This is a genomic window from Borreliella burgdorferi B31 (assembly GCF_000008685.2).
Taxonomy (GTDB): domain Bacteria; phylum Spirochaetota; class Spirochaetia; order Borreliales; family Borreliaceae; genus Borreliella; species Borreliella burgdorferi.
The window spans coordinates 786766-802805 of the sequence record NC_001318.1; the positions used below are offsets into that span (position 1 = coordinate 786766).

At 27.5% G+C, this 16040-nt stretch carries 15 protein-coding genes and 3 tRNA genes; 6 read left to right on the top strand and 12 right to left on the bottom strand.

The features are described from left to right. Positions 1-94: 94 nt before the first annotated feature. Positions 95-2197 carry a P83/100 family protein gene (locus tag BB_RS03765; protein WP_010889813.1) on the top strand — a complete coding sequence of 701 codons (2103 nt, stop codon included), beginning with the start codon at positions 95-97 and terminating at the stop codon, positions 2195-2197. 84 nt (positions 2198-2281) lie between these two features. Here BB_RS03765 and BB_RS03770 read toward each other — a convergent pair. Both BB_RS03770 and BB_RS03775 read right to left on the bottom strand, forming a co-directional pair. Next, a tRNA-Pro gene (locus BB_RS03770) sits at positions 2282-2354 on the bottom strand. Positions 2355-2361: 7 nt separating this feature from the next. Continuing rightward, positions 2362-2435: transfer RNA gene (locus tag BB_RS03775), tRNA-Arg, on the bottom strand. A 102-nt stretch (positions 2436-2537) separates the two neighbouring features. On the opposite strand from BB_RS03775, the gene BB_RS03780 reads away from it, so the two are divergent. Beyond that, a complete protein-coding gene (locus BB_RS03780) occupies positions 2538-3173 on the top strand; it encodes an endonuclease III domain-containing protein (RefSeq protein WP_002657503.1) in 636 nt (211 codons plus the stop codon). Positions 3174-3181: 8 nt separating this feature from the next. Here the strand turns inward: BB_RS03780 and BB_RS03785 are convergent, their stop codons facing one another. Genes BB_RS03785 through BB_RS03795 form a run of 3 tightly spaced genes read right to left on the bottom strand, consistent with a single transcriptional unit; the run spans position 3182 to position 5487 of the window. Beyond that, positions 3182-4042, bottom strand: a complete 861-nt coding sequence (locus BB_RS03785; RefSeq protein WP_002656250.1) for an ABC transporter permease subunit — start codon at positions 4040-4042, stop codon at positions 3182-3184. Further along, positions 4042-5022, bottom strand: a complete 981-nt coding sequence (locus tag BB_RS03790; RefSeq protein WP_010889814.1) for an ABC transporter permease subunit — start codon at positions 5020-5022, stop codon at positions 4042-4044. The genes BB_RS03785 and BB_RS03790 overlap by 1 nt, the downstream gene beginning before the upstream one ends. A 6-nt stretch (positions 5023-5028) precedes the next feature. Beyond that, complete coding sequence (locus BB_RS03795; protein ID WP_002663748.1) at positions 5029-5487, bottom strand: septum formation initiator family protein; 459 nt, start codon at positions 5485-5487, stop codon at positions 5029-5031. 98 nt (positions 5488-5585) lie between these two features. Here BB_RS03795 and BB_RS03800 point away from each other — a divergent pair, with 98 nt between their 5' ends. After that, on the top strand, positions 5586-6860 hold the full coding sequence (locus BB_RS03800) for a hypothetical protein (protein ID WP_010889815.1): 1275 nt from the start codon (positions 5586-5588) through the stop codon (positions 6858-6860). 216 nt (positions 6861-7076) lie between these two features. Here the strand turns inward: BB_RS03800 and BB_RS03805 are convergent, their stop codons facing one another. The 6 genes from BB_RS03805 to BB_RS03830 all read right to left on the bottom strand — a co-directional run bounded on the left by BB_RS03805 (position 7077) and on the right by BB_RS03830 (position 13510). Next, positions 7077-8090 (bottom strand): DUF4340 domain-containing protein, encoded by a 1014-nt coding sequence (locus BB_RS03805; RefSeq protein ID WP_002657509.1) that lies wholly within the window; start codon positions 8088-8090, stop codon positions 7077-7079. 19 nt (positions 8091-8109) lie between these two features. Next, complete coding sequence (locus tag BB_RS03810; RefSeq protein WP_023003302.1) at positions 8110-9618, bottom strand: GldG family protein; 1509 nt, start codon at positions 9616-9618, stop codon at positions 8110-8112. A 4-nt stretch (positions 9619-9622) separates the two neighbouring features. Continuing rightward, on the bottom strand, positions 9623-10357 hold the full coding sequence (locus tag BB_RS03815; RefSeq protein ID WP_002557338.1) for an ABC transporter permease: 735 nt from the start codon (positions 10355-10357) through the stop codon (positions 9623-9625). Then, positions 10354-11283 (bottom strand): ABC transporter ATP-binding protein, encoded by a 930-nt coding sequence (locus tag BB_RS03820; RefSeq protein ID WP_002655975.1) that lies wholly within the window; start codon positions 11281-11283, stop codon positions 10354-10356. The genes BB_RS03815 and BB_RS03820 overlap by 4 nt, the downstream gene beginning before the upstream one ends. Before the next feature lie 8 nt (positions 11284-11291). Next, entirely contained in the window at positions 11292-12251 is a 960-nt protein-coding gene (locus BB_RS03825) for a ribonuclease Z (RefSeq protein WP_002657513.1), read from the bottom strand. A gap of 191 nt (positions 12252-12442) precedes the next feature. Then, positions 12443-13510, bottom strand: coding sequence for an NAD(P)/FAD-dependent oxidoreductase (locus BB_RS03830; RefSeq protein WP_002661162.1), 1068 nt, complete (start codon positions 13508-13510; stop codon positions 12443-12445). Positions 13511-13710: 200 nt separating this feature from the next. On the opposite strand from BB_RS03830, the gene BB_RS03835 reads away from it, so the two are divergent. The 3 genes from BB_RS03835 (at position 13711) to BB_RS03845 (ending at position 15163) form a co-directional block, all read left to right on the top strand. Beyond that, on the top strand, positions 13711-14307 hold the full coding sequence (locus BB_RS03835) for an ATP-dependent Clp protease proteolytic subunit (protein WP_002657518.1): 597 nt from the start codon (positions 13711-13713) through the stop codon (positions 14305-14307). Positions 14308-14353: 46 nt separating this feature from the next. Beyond that, complete coding sequence (locus BB_RS03840; RefSeq protein ID WP_002665764.1) at positions 14354-15013, top strand: hypothetical protein; 660 nt, start codon at positions 14354-14356, stop codon at positions 15011-15013. Between the two features lie 67 nt (positions 15014-15080). Continuing rightward, positions 15081-15163 (top strand) — tRNA-Leu (locus BB_RS03845). 12 nt (positions 15164-15175) lie between these two features. Here the strand turns inward: BB_RS03845 and BB_RS03850 are convergent. Beyond that, complete coding sequence (locus tag BB_RS03850) at positions 15176-16033, bottom strand: undecaprenyl phosphate translocase family protein (protein WP_002657522.1); 858 nt, start codon at positions 16031-16033, stop codon at positions 15176-15178. Between the last annotated feature and the right edge of the window lie 7 nt (positions 16034-16040).

A 16040-nucleotide genomic window follows, 5' to 3' on the forward strand; every position in this document is an offset into this window, starting at 1 on the left:
TGCATATAAATCCGATTGTGTTAAAATTAGGTTTAAATTGGTGAATTTAGTTGGTAAGGTAGATTATAATTAAATTTATAGGAGAATTTCTTTTATGAAAAAAATGTTACTAATCTTTAGTTTTTTTCTTATTTTCTTGAATGGATTTCCTGTTAGTGCAAGAGAAGTTGATAGGGAAAAATTAAAGGACTTTGTTAATATGGATCTTGAGTTTGTAAATTATAAAGGCCCTTATGATTCTACAAATACATATGAACAAATAGTGGGTATTGGGGAGTTTTTAGCAAGACCGTTGACCAATTCCAATAGCAACTCAAGTTATTATGGTAAATATTTTATTAATAGATTTATTGATGATCAAGATAAAAAAGCAAGCGTTGATGTTTTTTCTATTGGTAGTAAGTCAGAGCTTGACAGTATATTGAATTTAAGAAGAATTCTTACAGGGTATTTAATAAAGTCTTTCGATTATGACAGGTCTAGTGCAGAATTAATTGCTAAGGTTATTACAATATATAATGCTGTTTATAGAGGAGATTTGGATTATTATAAAGGGTTTTATATTGAGGCTGCTTTAAAGTCTTTAAGTAAAGAAAATGCAGGTCTTTCTAGGGTTTATAGTCAGTGGGCTGGAAAGACACAAATATTTATTCCTCTTAAAAAGGATATTTTGTCTGGAAATATTGAGTCTGACATTGATATTGACAGTTTAGTTACAGATAAGGTGGTGGCAGCTCTTTTAAGTGAAAATGAAGCAGGTGTTAACTTTGCAAGAGATATTACAGATATTCAAGGCGAAACTCATAAGGCAGATCAAGATAAAATTGATATTGAATTAGACAATATTCATGAAAGTGATTCCAATATAACAGAAACTATTGAAAATTTAAGGGATCAGCTTGAAAAAGCTACAGATGAAGAGCATAAAAAAGAGATTGAAAGTCAGGTTGATGCTAAAAAGAAACAAAAGGAAGAGCTAGATAAAAAGGCAATAAATCTTGATAAAGCTCAGCAAAAATTAGATTCTGCTGAAGATAATTTAGATGTTCAAAGAAATACTGTTAGAGAGAAAATTCAAGAGGATATTAACGAAATTAACAAGGAAAAGAATTTACCAAAGCCTGGTGATGTAAGTTCTCCTAAAGTTGATAAGCAACTACAAATAAAAGAGAGCCTGGAAGATTTGCAGGAGCAGCTTAAAGAAACTGGTGATGAAAATCAGAAAAGAGAAATTGAAAAGCAAATTGAAATCAAAAAAAGTGATGAAAAGCTTTTAAAAAGTAAAGATGATAAAGCAAGTAAAGATGGTAAAGCCTTGGATCTTGATCGAGAATTAAATTCTAAAGCTTCTAGCAAAGAAAAAAGTAAAGCCAAGGAAGAAGAAATAACCAAGGGTAAGTCACAGAAAAGCTTAGGCGATTTGAATAATGATGAAAATCTTATGATGCCAGAAGATCAAAAATTACCTGAGGTTAAAAAATTAGATAGCAAAAAAGAATTTAAACCTGTTTCTGAGGTTGAGAAATTAGATAAGATTTTCAAGTCTAATAACAATGTTGGAGAATTATCACCGTTAGATAAATCTTCTTATAAAGACATTGATTCAAAAGAGGAGACAGTTAATAAAGATGTTAATTTGCAAAAGACTAAGCCTCAGGTTAAAGACCAAGTTACTTCTTTGAATGAAGATTTGACTACTATGTCTATAGATTCCAGTAGTCCTGTATTTTTAGAGGTTATTGATCCAATTACAAATTTAGGAACTCTTCAACTTATTGATTTAAATACTGGTGTTAGGCTTAAAGAAAGCACTCAGCAAGGCATTCAGCGGTATGGAATTTATGAACGTGAAAAAGATTTGGTTGTTATTAAAATGGATTCAGGAAAAGCTAAGCTTCAGATACTTGATAAACTTGAAAATTTAAAAGTGGTATCAGAGTCTAATTTTGAGATTAATAAAAATTCATCTCTTTATGTTGATTCTAAAATGATTTTAGTAGCTGTTAGGGATAAAGATAGTAGTAATGATTGGAGATTGGCCAAATTTTCTCCTAAAAATTTAGATGAGTTTATTCTTTCAGAGAATAAAATTATGCCTTTTACTAGCTTTTCTGTGAGAAAAAATTTTATTTATTTGCAAGATGAGTTTAAAAGTCTAGTTATTTTAGATGTAAATACTTTAAAGAAAGTTAAGTAACTTTACAGTTAGATTTAATTTGTATAAATCGTTAAAAAACCAAAAAAGCTAAAAACAAAAGTTTTTAGCTTTTTTAATATTTTTTCGGGATGGTGGGATTCGAACTCACGATCCCCTGCTCCCAAAGCAGGTGCCTTAGCCACTAGGCCACATCCCGAATGAAGCGCACCAATTAGGACTCGAACCTAAAACCTACAGATTAGAAGTCTGTTGCTCTATCCAATTGAGCTATTGGTGCATTTAAAATTCTAATGATGAGTATATCATTTTGAAAAATCCTTGTCAATAAAGTCTAGATACCTTTACTTTGTATATTTTTTATTTTTGTTTTGTGTTTATAATGTTTTATAATTTTTTTATGATTAATCTTGATTTGATTGTTGATGAAACTTTATTTAGATATCCTGATGTTAAACCTTTTTTAAATTATAAAAACAATTATGAACTTTTAATAATGGTTATTTTAAGTGCAAGAACAACAGATAATTTGGTGAATAAAATTTCTCCATACCTTTTTGAAAGGTACGAGAATTTTGAAAGTTTATCAAGAGCAAATGTGAGAGATGTTGAAAAATTAATTTATAAGACTGGTTTTTATTCAAGAAAGGCTAAAAATATTGTGAATTGCTCTATTGATATTTTAGAAAAATTTAATGGTGTTATTCCAAATAATATTTTTGATCTTATTAAGCTACCTGGAGTAGGTCGAAAAACGGCAAATGTTATTCTTGGATCTGTTTACAATAAACCCGCAATTATTGTAGATACTCATTTTAGTAGAGTTATTACAAGACATGCTCTTTCTTTGGAAAGTTCTCCTATTAAGATTGAATTGGATCTAAAAAGAAGAATAAAGCCTTGTAAGCAGTATAGATTTTCTATGGCTATTAATAAGCATGCAAGAGAAATTTGTACTTCTAGAAATGTAAATTGTGATAATTGTTTTTTAGAAAAATTTGCTCCAAGAGTTTGTTAATTTTTTATTTAAGATGATATTAAATGTTTCATTTTTTTTCTTAGCTTAAAATTTATAATTGCTAGTATTATGTTTATGCCTATTAATATGAGTAAGGGATTGATCCATATCCATAGATATTTATTGCCCATTTGCATATAGTTGAGCAGTTCTCCAAGACTGGGATATAGATTTTTATCTTGTTTTTGTAAAAAACTTACTACTTCAAAAGTAGTAAGACTTCTTCCCATTTGTAATGGGATTATAGATGATATTGATGAGAATACTTCTGGAAAAATATGATACAATATTATTCTAATTTTGCTTGCTCCCATAGCTTCGCTGGCTTTAATATAATCTAAATTTTTTATTATTAATGTATTGTTTCTTGCAATAAAAGCAAATCTAATCCATCCATGAATCAATGCTAATAGTGTTGCTGTTTGAAGCATATTGTAAGTTTTTTGTTTTAAAAAGTAATAAAAAACTAAAGACACAACGTAAAAAAAAGGTAATGTTTGCAATGTTTCAATTGGTTTTGAAATCAGCATGCAAATTTCAAAACTAAACATGCCAATGATTGTTCCAATAAAGATTCCAATTATTGCAGAAATTGTTGCGTAGCTTAGTGAAAGTAAAATAGAGTTTCTGGTTGCAATTATTAATCTTGCCATAATATCTCTTCCCATTTTGTCGATTCCTAATGGGTTGTCTTTTGTGGGTGGCATAGGTACATTTTTAATAGATTTTAAATAGACTTTATTTGGATCTTTTTTATAGATTGCAATTTTTGAATTTTCATTAACCAATGACGGAGTAATAATTAGCAACACAATAAATATATTAAAGAGTACGATATAAATTTTTTTTATTATTGTATCTGTTTTCATTAGTTTAGAGTGTCCTTATATGGGTTAATTTTGTAAATTAGTATATCTGTTATTATATTTGGAATAAGCATAATGAAAACGCCAATAAAAATCAAATCTTTAGAAATAGCATAATCGTTAAATTTCAAAGCATTTAAATATAAGGCCCCAATTCCATCAATTTCAAACATTGATTCAATCATTGATGCTCCAAAAAAAGCTGTTGTAATAATAGGTCTCATGTTTGTGAGTAATGGTGTTATTGATGGAATTAATGCATGTTTTAAGATTATTTGCAATTTATTTATTCCTCTTGATTTTGCAGCTTTTATGTAAAATTCTGATAAAGTTTTGTCAAGAGATTGTTTAAAAATTACAGAATTAAATATGAAGAATGAAAAAAACCATGCAAATCCACCCATTATTAAATTTTTTGGATTTAAATTAAGGTAATATATTAAAGACAGTATTAAAAATACTGTTAAGTTTCTTGGCATGGAGTGGAGCAATAGCATTAAATATTCTAGAATATTATTTATTAGATTATTTTTTATGTAAATTTTCCAAATTATAATAAGGATTATTGCCGCAATATAAGAGAGTAGGGCGCCTGGAATTGAGATTTTTAAAGTATTAAATATTTTTTGAAAAATTATTTTAGTAGTTGGCTTTCCTTTGCTCAGCAGAGAGTATCGATGATCGCCCCACAGCATTCCTTCATTTTTTGTTTTGTATATTATATATGAATTGCCAGCTATATGCTTCAAAAAGCAATCTTTTTCTAATTTTGATTTAGGGTTAAAGTCATGTATCAGGGCATATCTTTCTATACTTTTATATACTCCAATGTATTGTAAGTAATTTTTTATGACATTTGTTTTAACAAAAGGAGTATACTGTTGTTCATTTGAAAAAAGATTTACTAACGATACGCAAAAAAATGATGCACAAATTAAATTAATTAATAAATATATTGTATTTTTAAAAATAAATATTTTCAATAAAGACTAATCCTTAGAGTTGTTGGAAGCAAGTTTATTGATTTTTGTAATTTTCTTGGTTTGGATAATGCAGCTTGATAAAAAATAATAAATTAAACCTATTGCTATTGATATAAGGTAAAAATTTTGATTCTTGGAAAGGGGTTTTTGTAAGGTTAATATTTGCCCTTGGTTATATTGATCTTTATTATTGTTGGTTTTTATTACTGTTGAGTTTTTTGGGTAGTAGCCCAATTTTTTAGCTTCTTTTAGAATTTCCGATTTAGATACTTGTAGGTTAATATATCTTGCTTTTAATTCTTTTTGAATTTCTTTTAGTTTTTCGATGTGATTTTTTATTAATGTTAAGTTGTTATCCAATTTTTGATAATTAACAAATCCTCTCTCTCCAAATATGGGAGCTATTATAAAGTAGCTTAGTATTCCTGAGTAAAAAGACATTGCAATTTTTTTATAAATAGTCATATAGCTTGTAATTATATTCTTAATATACTATATTTACAAGTAGTTAAAATTGCTTTAGATTGTAGTTTTATTGAGTAGTTTTGGAGAGCAAGTTTGGCATGAAGGAAAGTGTTTTTTTTATCAAAGAAGGTCCCAAGGAAGTTAATTTTGATATTGAAAAGGTATTTTTAAGAAGTGAGTCTGTTGATATTGTTTCTATAGCCCCAGATAATCTTAAAACTTTTTTGGATGAAAAGCTGTTAAAACTCGATAACATCTTAAAAGAAAGGCACGGCGAGCTGATTAATTGTTTAAAGGGTGTTGAGCTTCGTGTTGAGAGAGTTGAAAAAGAAATGCTTGATAATAGTCTTAAGTTTGTTCAAAGGGATTTTATTTCTTATGATTCGAAGGATTTTGAAAAAAAATCATCCGAGACGGATGATTCATTTTCAAAAAAAGAAGATAATTTGCCTAATATTTCTATTGGTCAAGAAGAATTAGATGCGCTGCTTGAAGGTATCAATTATACCCCAAAAGAAAATGAAGAAGTTCAGCACGATGTTAAATTTAATAGAGATAAAGATTTGAATTTGACTAACAATTTACATGTGGCTGATAATTTTTCTAATAATATTCTTAAAAAAGAGGATATTAATGTTGACAGTGATAATGTGTCCATAGGAAATATGGAGTTAAATAATAATAACGATCACAGTAAAAAATTGGAAAGTTTTACTACAGAGCCAGATAAACTGTTAGATTCTGTTAATAAAAATTTGGATAATAGTTCTTCTTTGGAACATGAAGTGGGAGCAGAAGATCCCTATTCTATTGCTAATTGCGATAACTCTCGAAAATTGGAGAGCTTTGTAGATAATAATAAACAACGTTTGGATTTAATTAATGAGAATGAAAACATTGAGCATGAGAATGGTGATAATTGTGCGATTCTTAAAAGCTTTGGTGAACGTTTTGAGTCAAAAGAATTTGATGATTTTGAAAATATTTTAAAAGAGGATCTGGATTCTACGGTTGCCGAAGGCTCTTTTTCTAATGCTGGAGAGAAAAATTTGCATGATAATTTGAGAGATAAATCAGATCAAGACCAAAGTAATGATGTTGCTAATTATGAAAAGCCCAGCTCTCAAAGCATAACTAAGGACCCTTTTCCTTCTAATTTTAATTTTAATGATGTTGAAAAGGTTGTAAGCAAATTTAATGCTGAAGAATCTTTAAGTAATGTTGTGCTAAATAGCGATGAAAAAGCCATATTAATAAATTTTATTGATAGGGTAGAAAGTGAACTTGAGTTAAATCCTAATAGAAATATTTTTAAAATTAAACAAGAGTATGAAGTTTTAAAAAAAGTTAAATTTTTACTTACTAAAGGTTGAAAATCCATTCGTTTAAGTTCTATTTTTTATAAAAATTCTTAAAATTAATATTTGATAACTGAGCGGTTTGTTTGATATTAATTTTAATTTAAAAGATATATCAGTAAAGCCAAACAACATCTTATCTTTTGATAAAATGTTGTCTTTGTCATGGTATATTTTAATTATATTTATTTTTATATGTTTTTCTTTTAATGCTTTTTATATATAGCAAGATTAATCTGCATTGTTGTGATGTTCATGATGATCTTCTTGATTATCGTTGCTAGAAATATCATCTTTTTCTGTTAATTTTTTTTCTAAGTCGAATACATCAAAAAAAGTCCATTTGCTAGTCGTGTAGTAATATTCATCTTTATCTTTTTTGATTAATATGTCTTTGTCATTTTCTTCGTTTTTATTAAAATAAACTTCAATATTATTGACACTTTTATTGCTCCATTTGACTTCAATTTTGTATTGAAGATTATAATCATCTATTTTAGATTTATCAATTTCAAGTCCGTCAGCTTTAAATTCAGCAATAATATTTAAAGGCCTTTCTTTTGTCATTTTTTGGTTATTTAAAAAATAAAGGCCATCTTTACTGATAATCTCATAGTTATTATTTATGTTATTTTCATTTTCCTTGTTTAATTTTCTTATTATTTTGAATGATAAATTTTCTAATTTTGTGTTTTTTTCTTGGAACAATGTAGTATCTGAAAATGTATTGTAAGAATTTCCTTTGTATGATAAGAAAATGTTTTTTGTTAAGTAAACATTTTCGTCACTACCTTTAATGTATGCCAGTCTTGAATCGCCTTCTCCTGATTTTCCAACAAAAATTTCTGTTAACAGCTTATTATTATTGTCAAATAATTTAAAGCTTGGATTTTCTCCAATTCCTAGTTCCTTGTGTTTTTTTTGATCTCTACTTACAAGCTTGTTTTTTTGAAGCTCGTCTAATGCTTTGATTAGAGAGTTGACTTTTTTGTTATCAACAGGAATATTTTGTTTATTGTATGTTAAAATCCAATCTTTGCCAAGTTTTGTTAGCGTTCCTTCAAGCTCTGTTTCAATTTTAGAAATTAAATTAAAGTCAAAATCAAAAAATTTTTCTTCAAGGATCCTTGCTACTTTATTTTCATTTGAAAAAATTATTCCCAATAAGAATGTAGATGTTAACACTACTATTATCAATATTTTTATTTTTTCTTTATTGATTGAGAATATTTTTGGTTTTGTCATAAACACTCCTTTGTTCTTATTAATTTGCTTTTCTTTTTCTAGTAAATCTAACAAGTCCAAATATTAATATTATTGTTGGAAGAATAATTAAGTTAACAATTATTAATGAAAACTTTGCATTGACCATTTCGTTTGAAGAGCTTGCAAATTTTAATTTAGCTCGTACCTCTCTGGACTTAATATTAAAAAATTCTTCCTTTTGCATTAAATAATCCGAAATTCTTCCTGATAGTTCAAAGTTTGATGGAGACCCGTTGTACATATAATCGCTAAATATCATGCTTGATCCTGTTAGGATTATTTTAGAATTTTTGGAATATTGATCTTTATAAGGACTTTTAATTTTTCCTTCAATTGCATATCCTAGTATTTTAGTTTTATTCTCTTCAAATTTATTTGGAACTTCAAATGCATTCAAAGATATGTTTGAAAGGTTAGGTTCTTTAACTTGCCATGATTGTTTGGAACTTGCAAATAGAGGTAAAAATTTTACTTCTGTTTCATCTTTTTTTATAAGTTCTAATGAGCTGCTCCAAGGAATTGTAGCGGTATAAAAATTTTTAAGCAATGGCATGTCTTTTTTTACAATATTGCTTTTGTCTATTAAGATCCATGGATAGTAAGTTTGGAAATTGCCACCCAAAAAGATTGTGGGCGCTCTTTTATCAAGAATAATATTATCGTTGTATTTTATCCCATAACTTTCAAATAGATCAAATAGGCTGGATTTAATAGGAGTTATGCCATATGGATTTTGAGGATTGTAGTCAATTGTGCTTGTTGCAACAAATATTTTTCCATCATTAACAATAAAATCGTCAATTTTTTTTGCAATTTCTTCGTCAATTTCTTTAGCGCCAATAATGAATAATCCATTTATATCTTTTCTAATGTCTTCTAATTTTTCAGTTTTTAAATCTATTTCTTTTATTTCAATTCCAAATGCTTTTTTCATTATTTCGGAAAAGTTTTTATGTGCTTCTTTTAAAGTGCTGTCTCCAAAAGCAAGTCCTAAAACTTTTTTGGTATTATTTATTAGTTTGTCAAGTCCATTTGCAAGGTCATATTCTAGATTGCTGATTTCTGTTACAACCGGTATTACTTCTCTTTTTCCCTCGTAAATAATCTCAATTCCTGAGTATATTTTGAGTATTGAAAGCTGATTAATATCTCTTAAGTCGATTTGCTGAGAGGGAATACCAATGTGCTCTAATGGTGTTGAAATTTTATCAGCGTCAATTTCTTTATAAATTACCTTACATTTTGAAGCATCAGAAAAACTTATTAAAAAATTTTTTATTTGGTTTGGAAAAGCAAAATAGTTTTCAAGGCTTCCTGAATTGTAATATGTTATATATATTGTTTCATTTGCACTTGAGAACAAATTTTTTGTAACTTTAGATATTGTAAAAGCTTTGTGTTTTGTAAAGTCTATTTTAAAAATGRAAATAGATATATTACAAAAAATCAAAAAGATTATTGTAAGGTTCAAAGTTAGGTTTAAAACTTCATTTTCTTTGTTTTTCATAAATTTATCTCCATTTTTTTAGTGTTATGCTGTGTGTGCTTAGTATTAGAAATGTGACTGTGAATGTAATAAAATAAATAAAGTCTGATAAGTTTAATATACCCATATTAAAATAGCTAAAGTGATTGGTTATTGAAACAAAATTAAGTATTTCTCCTATTATATTTTCTTTTCCAAAGATCATAACCAATTTCCCAGAAAATAGTATTAATATCAGTGTAAATACGGTAAGAATGTAAGAGACTATTTGGCTTTTTGTAATGGAGGATATAAATGTTCCCATGCTTAGCACAGAAAGAGAATAAAGAATTATTCCTAGATATTGAAGCAATATTATCCCAAGATCAAATTCGCCCATGAAAATTGTCATTATTGTAAGAGGTAGGGTAAGTGAGAATAGTATTAAGGTAAATATTTTAAGCGTAATAAATTTGCCCAAGACTATCTCTTGAGGACTTAGCGGTAGAGCATAAAGAAGTTCAATGCTTCCTGTTTTGTGTTCTTCTGAGAATACTCCCATGCTAAGTGCTGGCAGTACCAACATTAAAATAATAGGCATTGAAGAGAAATAAGAGGTAAGAGATGCATTGTCTTTAATAAAAAATCCTGATAAAAAAATAAATGAAAAGTTTATGAATATTAAAAAAAATAGCATCACAACGTATGCAGTTGGGGTTCCAAATAATATTTTTAGTTCTTTTTTAGAAAGCGATAAAGATTGCTTTAAATCTATTTTCATTTTTCTCTCTCCTTGGTTAATTTGCTAAATATCTTTTCAAGGCTTTCATGTTTTGGAATCATTGCTTTTAAGATTATATTATTTTTTACTATGTAGCTAAAGAGATCTTCTTCTGTTTTGCCTTGAGATAGTTTTAATGAAATATTTAAGTCTTTTTCGTGTTCTTCAAGCTTTATTAATGAAAAAATATCATTTTTGCTGTTGAAAATTTTTTTCTCATTTTCAGATTTTTTTGAAACTATTAATTCTATTTCAATCTCTTTAAGTTTATTTTTAATAATATTTTCTTTTGTGTCATCAGCAACAATTACTCCGTTGTTGACAATAATTATTCTTTTACAAATAGATTCTACTTCGCTTAGTATGTGCGAAGAGAATAATATTGTACTTTCTTTTGCAAGTTCTCTTAAAAATTCTTTAAATTCAATTATTTGATTTGGATCAAGACCGTTTGTTGGCTCATCAAGTATTACAAGTTTAGGATTGTTTATTAAAGCGCCAGCTATTCCTACTCTTTGTCTAAATCCTTTTGAAAGTTGAGAAATCAGCTTATCTTCAACCTCTTTTAATTTGAATATGCTTATTACTCTGTCAATTTCTTTTTTTAATTTTTTAACACCTTTTATTTCTGATATAAACTTTAAATATTCTTTAACAGAAAGCTCTGGATAAAGAGCTAGTTTTTCAGGAACATATCCTATTTGCTGTAGTATTTCTTTCGAATGCTCTACAATGTCTTTTCCAAAAATTTTTACATTACCTTTGCTTGGATAATGAAATGATGTTAAGATTTTGATTAATGTGGACTTTCCGGCTCCGTTTGGGCCAAGTATACCAAGTACTTCGCCTTCTTCAACCTTAAAGCTAACATTAAATAGTGCTGTAAATGGCCCATACATTTTAGTAACTTTTTCTACATTTATCATATACCCTCCTATTTAATAATAAAGTTATTTTTGTTTGCTTCAAGCCTCATTCCATCTCTTGTTAAAAAAATTTCTCCGTCTGGATGTTCCAATTTTGCCTCCTTTAGTAAGTTTTCAAGATCTTTTCTTAATGTATATCTTTCACTAAAATGGATAAGTCCTGTTTGTAAAACTTTTGCTTGCTTGACAATATTTGCAGCCCCGCCAGCTGTTAAGTGAAGTTTTTTATCGGCTTCTTTTTTTAGCTCATTTTTAAATGTGCTCTCAATTATTACAAGGTTAAAATTTTTGATTTGCTGTATGAGTTCTTTAAAATAACCAGTATCTGTAATGTATGCAACTTTTAGTCCTTTTTTAGATTTTCCAAGTATTTCTGATGGCTTTATAATTTTTCCGTTTACCAATATTTCTTTTCCATCTTGTAGGGCTTTTCTAATAGGCCCTTTAGGAATATTTAGCTCTTCTGCTTTTTCTGTGTTGAATTTGCCGGGTTTATCTTTTTCTATAAATAAATATCCAACACATTCTATTGAATGTTTTAGTTTAGTGTATTCAATTTTTTTTGTTTTATCTTCATATATTATTTTTTCGGTTTTATCTATGATTATTTCTTTATAAATTATTTCATAGTTTTTATATATTTTAAGCATATTTATATTAGCTTGTGTATAGTTTTTTATTCCAACAGGTCCAGCGATTATTAATGGTTCTTTTCTTGTTTCTCCACTTTGTGACATTAGCATTACTATTCCAAGTAGTCCCGTGATGTGGTCAGCATGTAAGTGTGTAATGCAAATCATTTTTATTTTTTGCCAGGATATTTTTTGTTTCCTTAAAGACATTTGGGTTCCTTCACCACAATCGAACAAAAAGTTATCTCCATCGTATTCGATTAGTACGGATGACAAATATCTATTGTGGAGTGGCCTTGTTCCTCCAGTTCCTATGATATTAATATTAAATCCCAAAGATTATTCTCCTGGTTTGTTTTGTAAGTGTCAATTAATTTTATTTGCTTTGTTAAATCTTGTTTCACTCTTAGTTTCTCTTTGGATAAGAATTATTTTAGCTTAACTTAAACATTATATTATTTTTTTATGAATTTAGAAATATTAATAGTAGTCGTTTGTCAGTATGTATGGATTTAAAAATTTTGATTTTAAGAATGATCCAAAATATTGTAATATTTTGCATATCTTTTAATATTGTAATGATTTGGAATTTTGTCAATTTTTTCAATATTATTAACTAATAAATTAGATAAGTATGGAGCCATAGATACGCCCCTTGTTCCAAAACCATTTAATATAAAGATATTTTTATGCTTAGGATGTTCTCCCAAGAAAGGTTCTCTATCAAGAGTTGAAGGCCTTATATGTGCTTTTTGAGCAATGACCTTGCATTTTAGATTTGTTATTTTTTTAAATTTTTTCAATAGCTCTAATTTTGCCCATTCATTTGTAAGTGTATTCCAAGTGTTCCATTCGTAAGTGCCTCCAAGGTAAAATTTATTGCCTTTTAAGTGAATTAAAGATATGTGTCTATTGTAAATCTCTTTAAAGTTTAATTTTTTGCATTCTAATATAATGATTTCGCCTTTTGCAGGCTCAAATGGGAGATAAGAAAAAAATCCTTTGAGTTTTTCTTTATACCCTTTTGCAAATATTAATTTTTCAAATTTAAAATCTTCTATTTTGAAAAAACTTTCTCCAAGTTTAATTTTATTTTCGTTTATATTTTTGCTTATGTAAGAATTTTTTTCGATTAAGTATTTTTTAATATTTTTTATATATGTTTTTGTATTAACCCTGGCGCCTTTTATTATCATTCCGCCGTTAGAGTCGTTTGAGAAATTGTAAGTTTTTCCATCTTGTATTTTTAAAATAAAGTTTGTTATGTTTTTATTATTTTCAAGTTTATCAATCAGTTCATTTTTTTGATTTTCAGTAGTAAAGGGTCTAAAGATATTTTTTTCTATAAAAAATTTGGATTTAATGGTTTTTTCAATTTCTTGATAGTAGTTTTTTGCAAATTCAAAAATATGTGGTTCTTTCCAGGCAATGTTCATTTTTCTACCCATAATAGGATTAATAAGCCCGCCCGCTACCATTGTTGCTTTTGTATCTTCATTATCAAAAAGAATTACTTTTTTATTTCTTTTAAGCAGTTCGTAAGCAACGGTGCTTCCCGCTATTCCCCCTCCGATAACCGCAAATTCATGGTGCATTATAAACTCCTTTTTAATTTTACTTAATTTGTAAAATTTAGAGTATTTTTTAACTTTAATGAAGCTTGATTAAAGATTTATTAGTCTTTTGCTTTTCAGAAATTAAGTGCAATTGTTTAATTTTTGTGCTTTTTTATCATTTAAAAACCTTTTATTTTCAATTATAATATATCATTATGTTTTTGTATAAGGGATGTTTTATGACCGGGAAAGAAGATAATGATGCTTGTGTTTTGCATGATAAATCATTGAAGTTAGTTTTAAAGAGCAGATCAATAGTTATTGCTGGTGAGATTACCAAGGATGTTTCCAGGCTTTTTCAGGAAAAAATATTATTGCTAGAGGCTCTAGATTTTAAAAAGCCTATATTTGTGTATATTGATTCAGAAGGAGGCGACATTGATGCTGGATTTGCTATTTTTAATATGATTCGCTTTGTTAAGCCTAAAGTTTTTACAGTTGGAGTAGGGCTTGTTGCTAGCGCTGCTGCTTTAATTTTTTTGGCTGCAAAATTAGAAAATAGATTTTCACTGCCCTTTGCCAGATATTTATTGCACCAGCCCTTGAGTGGATTTAAGGGAGTTGCTACAGATATTGAGATTTACACTAATGAGTTAAATAAAGTTAAAAAAGAACTTAATAATATTATTTCAAAAGAAACGGGTCAAAAAATTTCTAAAATAGAAAAGGATACTGATAGAGATTTTTGGTTGGATAGTAGTGCTGCAAAAAAGTATGGGCTTGTATTTGAAGTTGTTGAGACAAAGTATCAACTTGAAGAGTTTATTTCCGCTTAGTGTTTTATTTTTTTCCTGTAATGTTGTAGATACAGATTTTAGTGTTTTGGAGTTTAAGGTTGCAAATTTTAATTTAAATGATGATTTTTCTCAAGGGTTACTTGATTCTGCTTATAATATTCTAAATCGAAGTTTTGATTTAATAATTATTAAGAATCTTAAGAATAAAAATGTTCTTGATTTAATTAATAATAGAGTTTTATTTAGAGCTTTTAAGAATGCTTATTTTATTGATCAAGGTAGTGGCCTTTCTGTTAGCATTCTTTCTAAGCGCAAAATAAATATTAAAGTTTTAAGTGTAATGCAAGATTCTTGCGATTTAAAATTAGGATTGCTTGTGGATTTTAAATTTGAGAATAATCACTATGGTATTGTTATTTATAATTTAAGCAAGGATTTTATTAAAAGTATTGCCAATTTGCAAATTAGTGAACAAATTTTATATTTAAAAGCCCAAATGGATAAATTGATGTTTATTTTAGATGAATCTGAATTTGTTATTTTTGATTTATTAATCAAAAATGGATTTTTTAGCTTAATAAATGATTCAAACTACACTTCAATGTTAGCAAATAAAATTGATTTTAGAGTTTTTTCTAATTTTTTTGCTAGGGTTTCTTTATATTCATTTATGTTTGTAATTGCAGATTATTTGCATAGCAATTATGTTGTTGAGAATTTTCCTCAAAAAATAGTTATCAATTGAGTTTTTATATTTATTTTCTTATTTAACTTGACATTGCAATATATTATTATTTATTATATTATTCTATGCCGAAGTGGTGGAATTGGTAGACACACAGGACTTAAAATCCTGAGGAGGAAGCTCGTACCGGTTCAAGTCCGGTCTTCGGTATTTTTAAATTTTTTATTTATATTTCTCAGCCAATTTTTTGTTTATAAAGATTCCCAGTATGAATGATGTTCCCAGAGATGTAAAAGATGTAAAGCCGATTTTAAAGTTCAATTTTAATACAATTAATATCATTTGTAGAATTGATCCAAAAATTAAGCCTTTTGATAAATAAATAAAATTATTTAAGTGCTTATCTATTATTTTCTTTATTATTAATATTGATGTAATTATTCCCATTGTTGCAGCAGCTGCAAATATTGTAATAAGAATAATGTTAAATTCAGACACAATAAGTATTATTTCTTTATAAAAGCCAAGCAGTAAAAGCATTGCAGATCCTGAGATTCCCGGTAAGATCATTGATGCTCCGCTTATTGTTCCAGAGGATATCAATAATAAGTAATATTTTATTGAGTTTTTGTCTTTAGGTATTGTACTTTGCAATTGTATATTAGATTCTTTGAGTATTAAGAAGAGTACAATAATGCTCATACCAATGAAAAACAATAAATTATTTAATATTTTTGTATTACTATTTATTTCTTTTATAGATATTTCTGTTTTTAGTGTTAGTATATTTCCAAATGCTAATCCTATGAAAAATACTATTAGCAGTGCTTCTATTATTCCATTGTCAAAAGCATAAGTTTTAAATATTTTTGCAGTTAATAATATTGAGGTTAACATTCCTGTTGCCAAAATAGTTAAAAACATTAAATTTTTTTTAATTTCTGTGAGCTTTAAGATTTCTGAGATGGAGTTTATTATTTTGTAATAAATTTTTAATATTAAAGCCAGCGTTCCCCCAGAAACCCCTGGGATTATGTTTGCAATTCCAAGTAAAATTCCCTTGATATAAATATTAAGCATTTTTATT

Coding starts and splice junctions, on each gene's coding strand:
- BB_RS03850 (WP_002657522.1), bottom strand. CDS start 16,033: ATGCTTAATATTTATATCAAGGGAATTTTACTTGGAATTGCAAACATA.
- BB_RS03805 (WP_002657509.1), bottom strand. CDS start 8,090: ATGACAAAACCAAAAATATTCTCAATCAATAAAGAAAAAATAAAAATA.
- BB_RS03835 (WP_002657518.1), top strand. CDS start 13,711: ATGACCGGGAAAGAAGATAATGATGCTTGTGTTTTGCATGATAAATCA.
- BB_RS03785 (WP_002656250.1), bottom strand. CDS start 4,042: ATGAAAACAGATACAATAATAAAAAAAATTTATATCGTACTCTTTAAT.
- BB_RS03815 (WP_002557338.1), bottom strand. CDS start 10,357: ATGAAAATAGATTTAAAGCAATCTTTATCGCTTTCTAAAAAAGAACTA.
- BB_RS03765 (WP_010889813.1), top strand. CDS start 95: ATGAAAAAAATGTTACTAATCTTTAGTTTTTTTCTTATTTTCTTGAAT.
- BB_RS03820 (WP_002655975.1), bottom strand. CDS start 11,283: ATGATAAATGTAGAAAAAGTTACTAAAATGTATGGGCCATTTACAGCA.
- BB_RS03830 (WP_002661162.1), bottom strand. CDS start 13,510: ATGCACCATGAATTTGCGGTTATCGGAGGGGGAATAGCGGGAAGCACC.
- BB_RS03780 (WP_002657503.1), top strand. CDS start 2,538: ATGTTTTATAATTTTTTTATGATTAATCTTGATTTGATTGTTGATGAA.
- BB_RS03800 (WP_010889815.1), top strand. CDS start 5,586: ATGAAGGAAAGTGTTTTTTTTATCAAAGAAGGTCCCAAGGAAGTTAAT.
- BB_RS03795 (WP_002663748.1), bottom strand. CDS start 5,487: ATGACTATTTATAAAAAAATTGCAATGTCTTTTTACTCAGGAATACTA.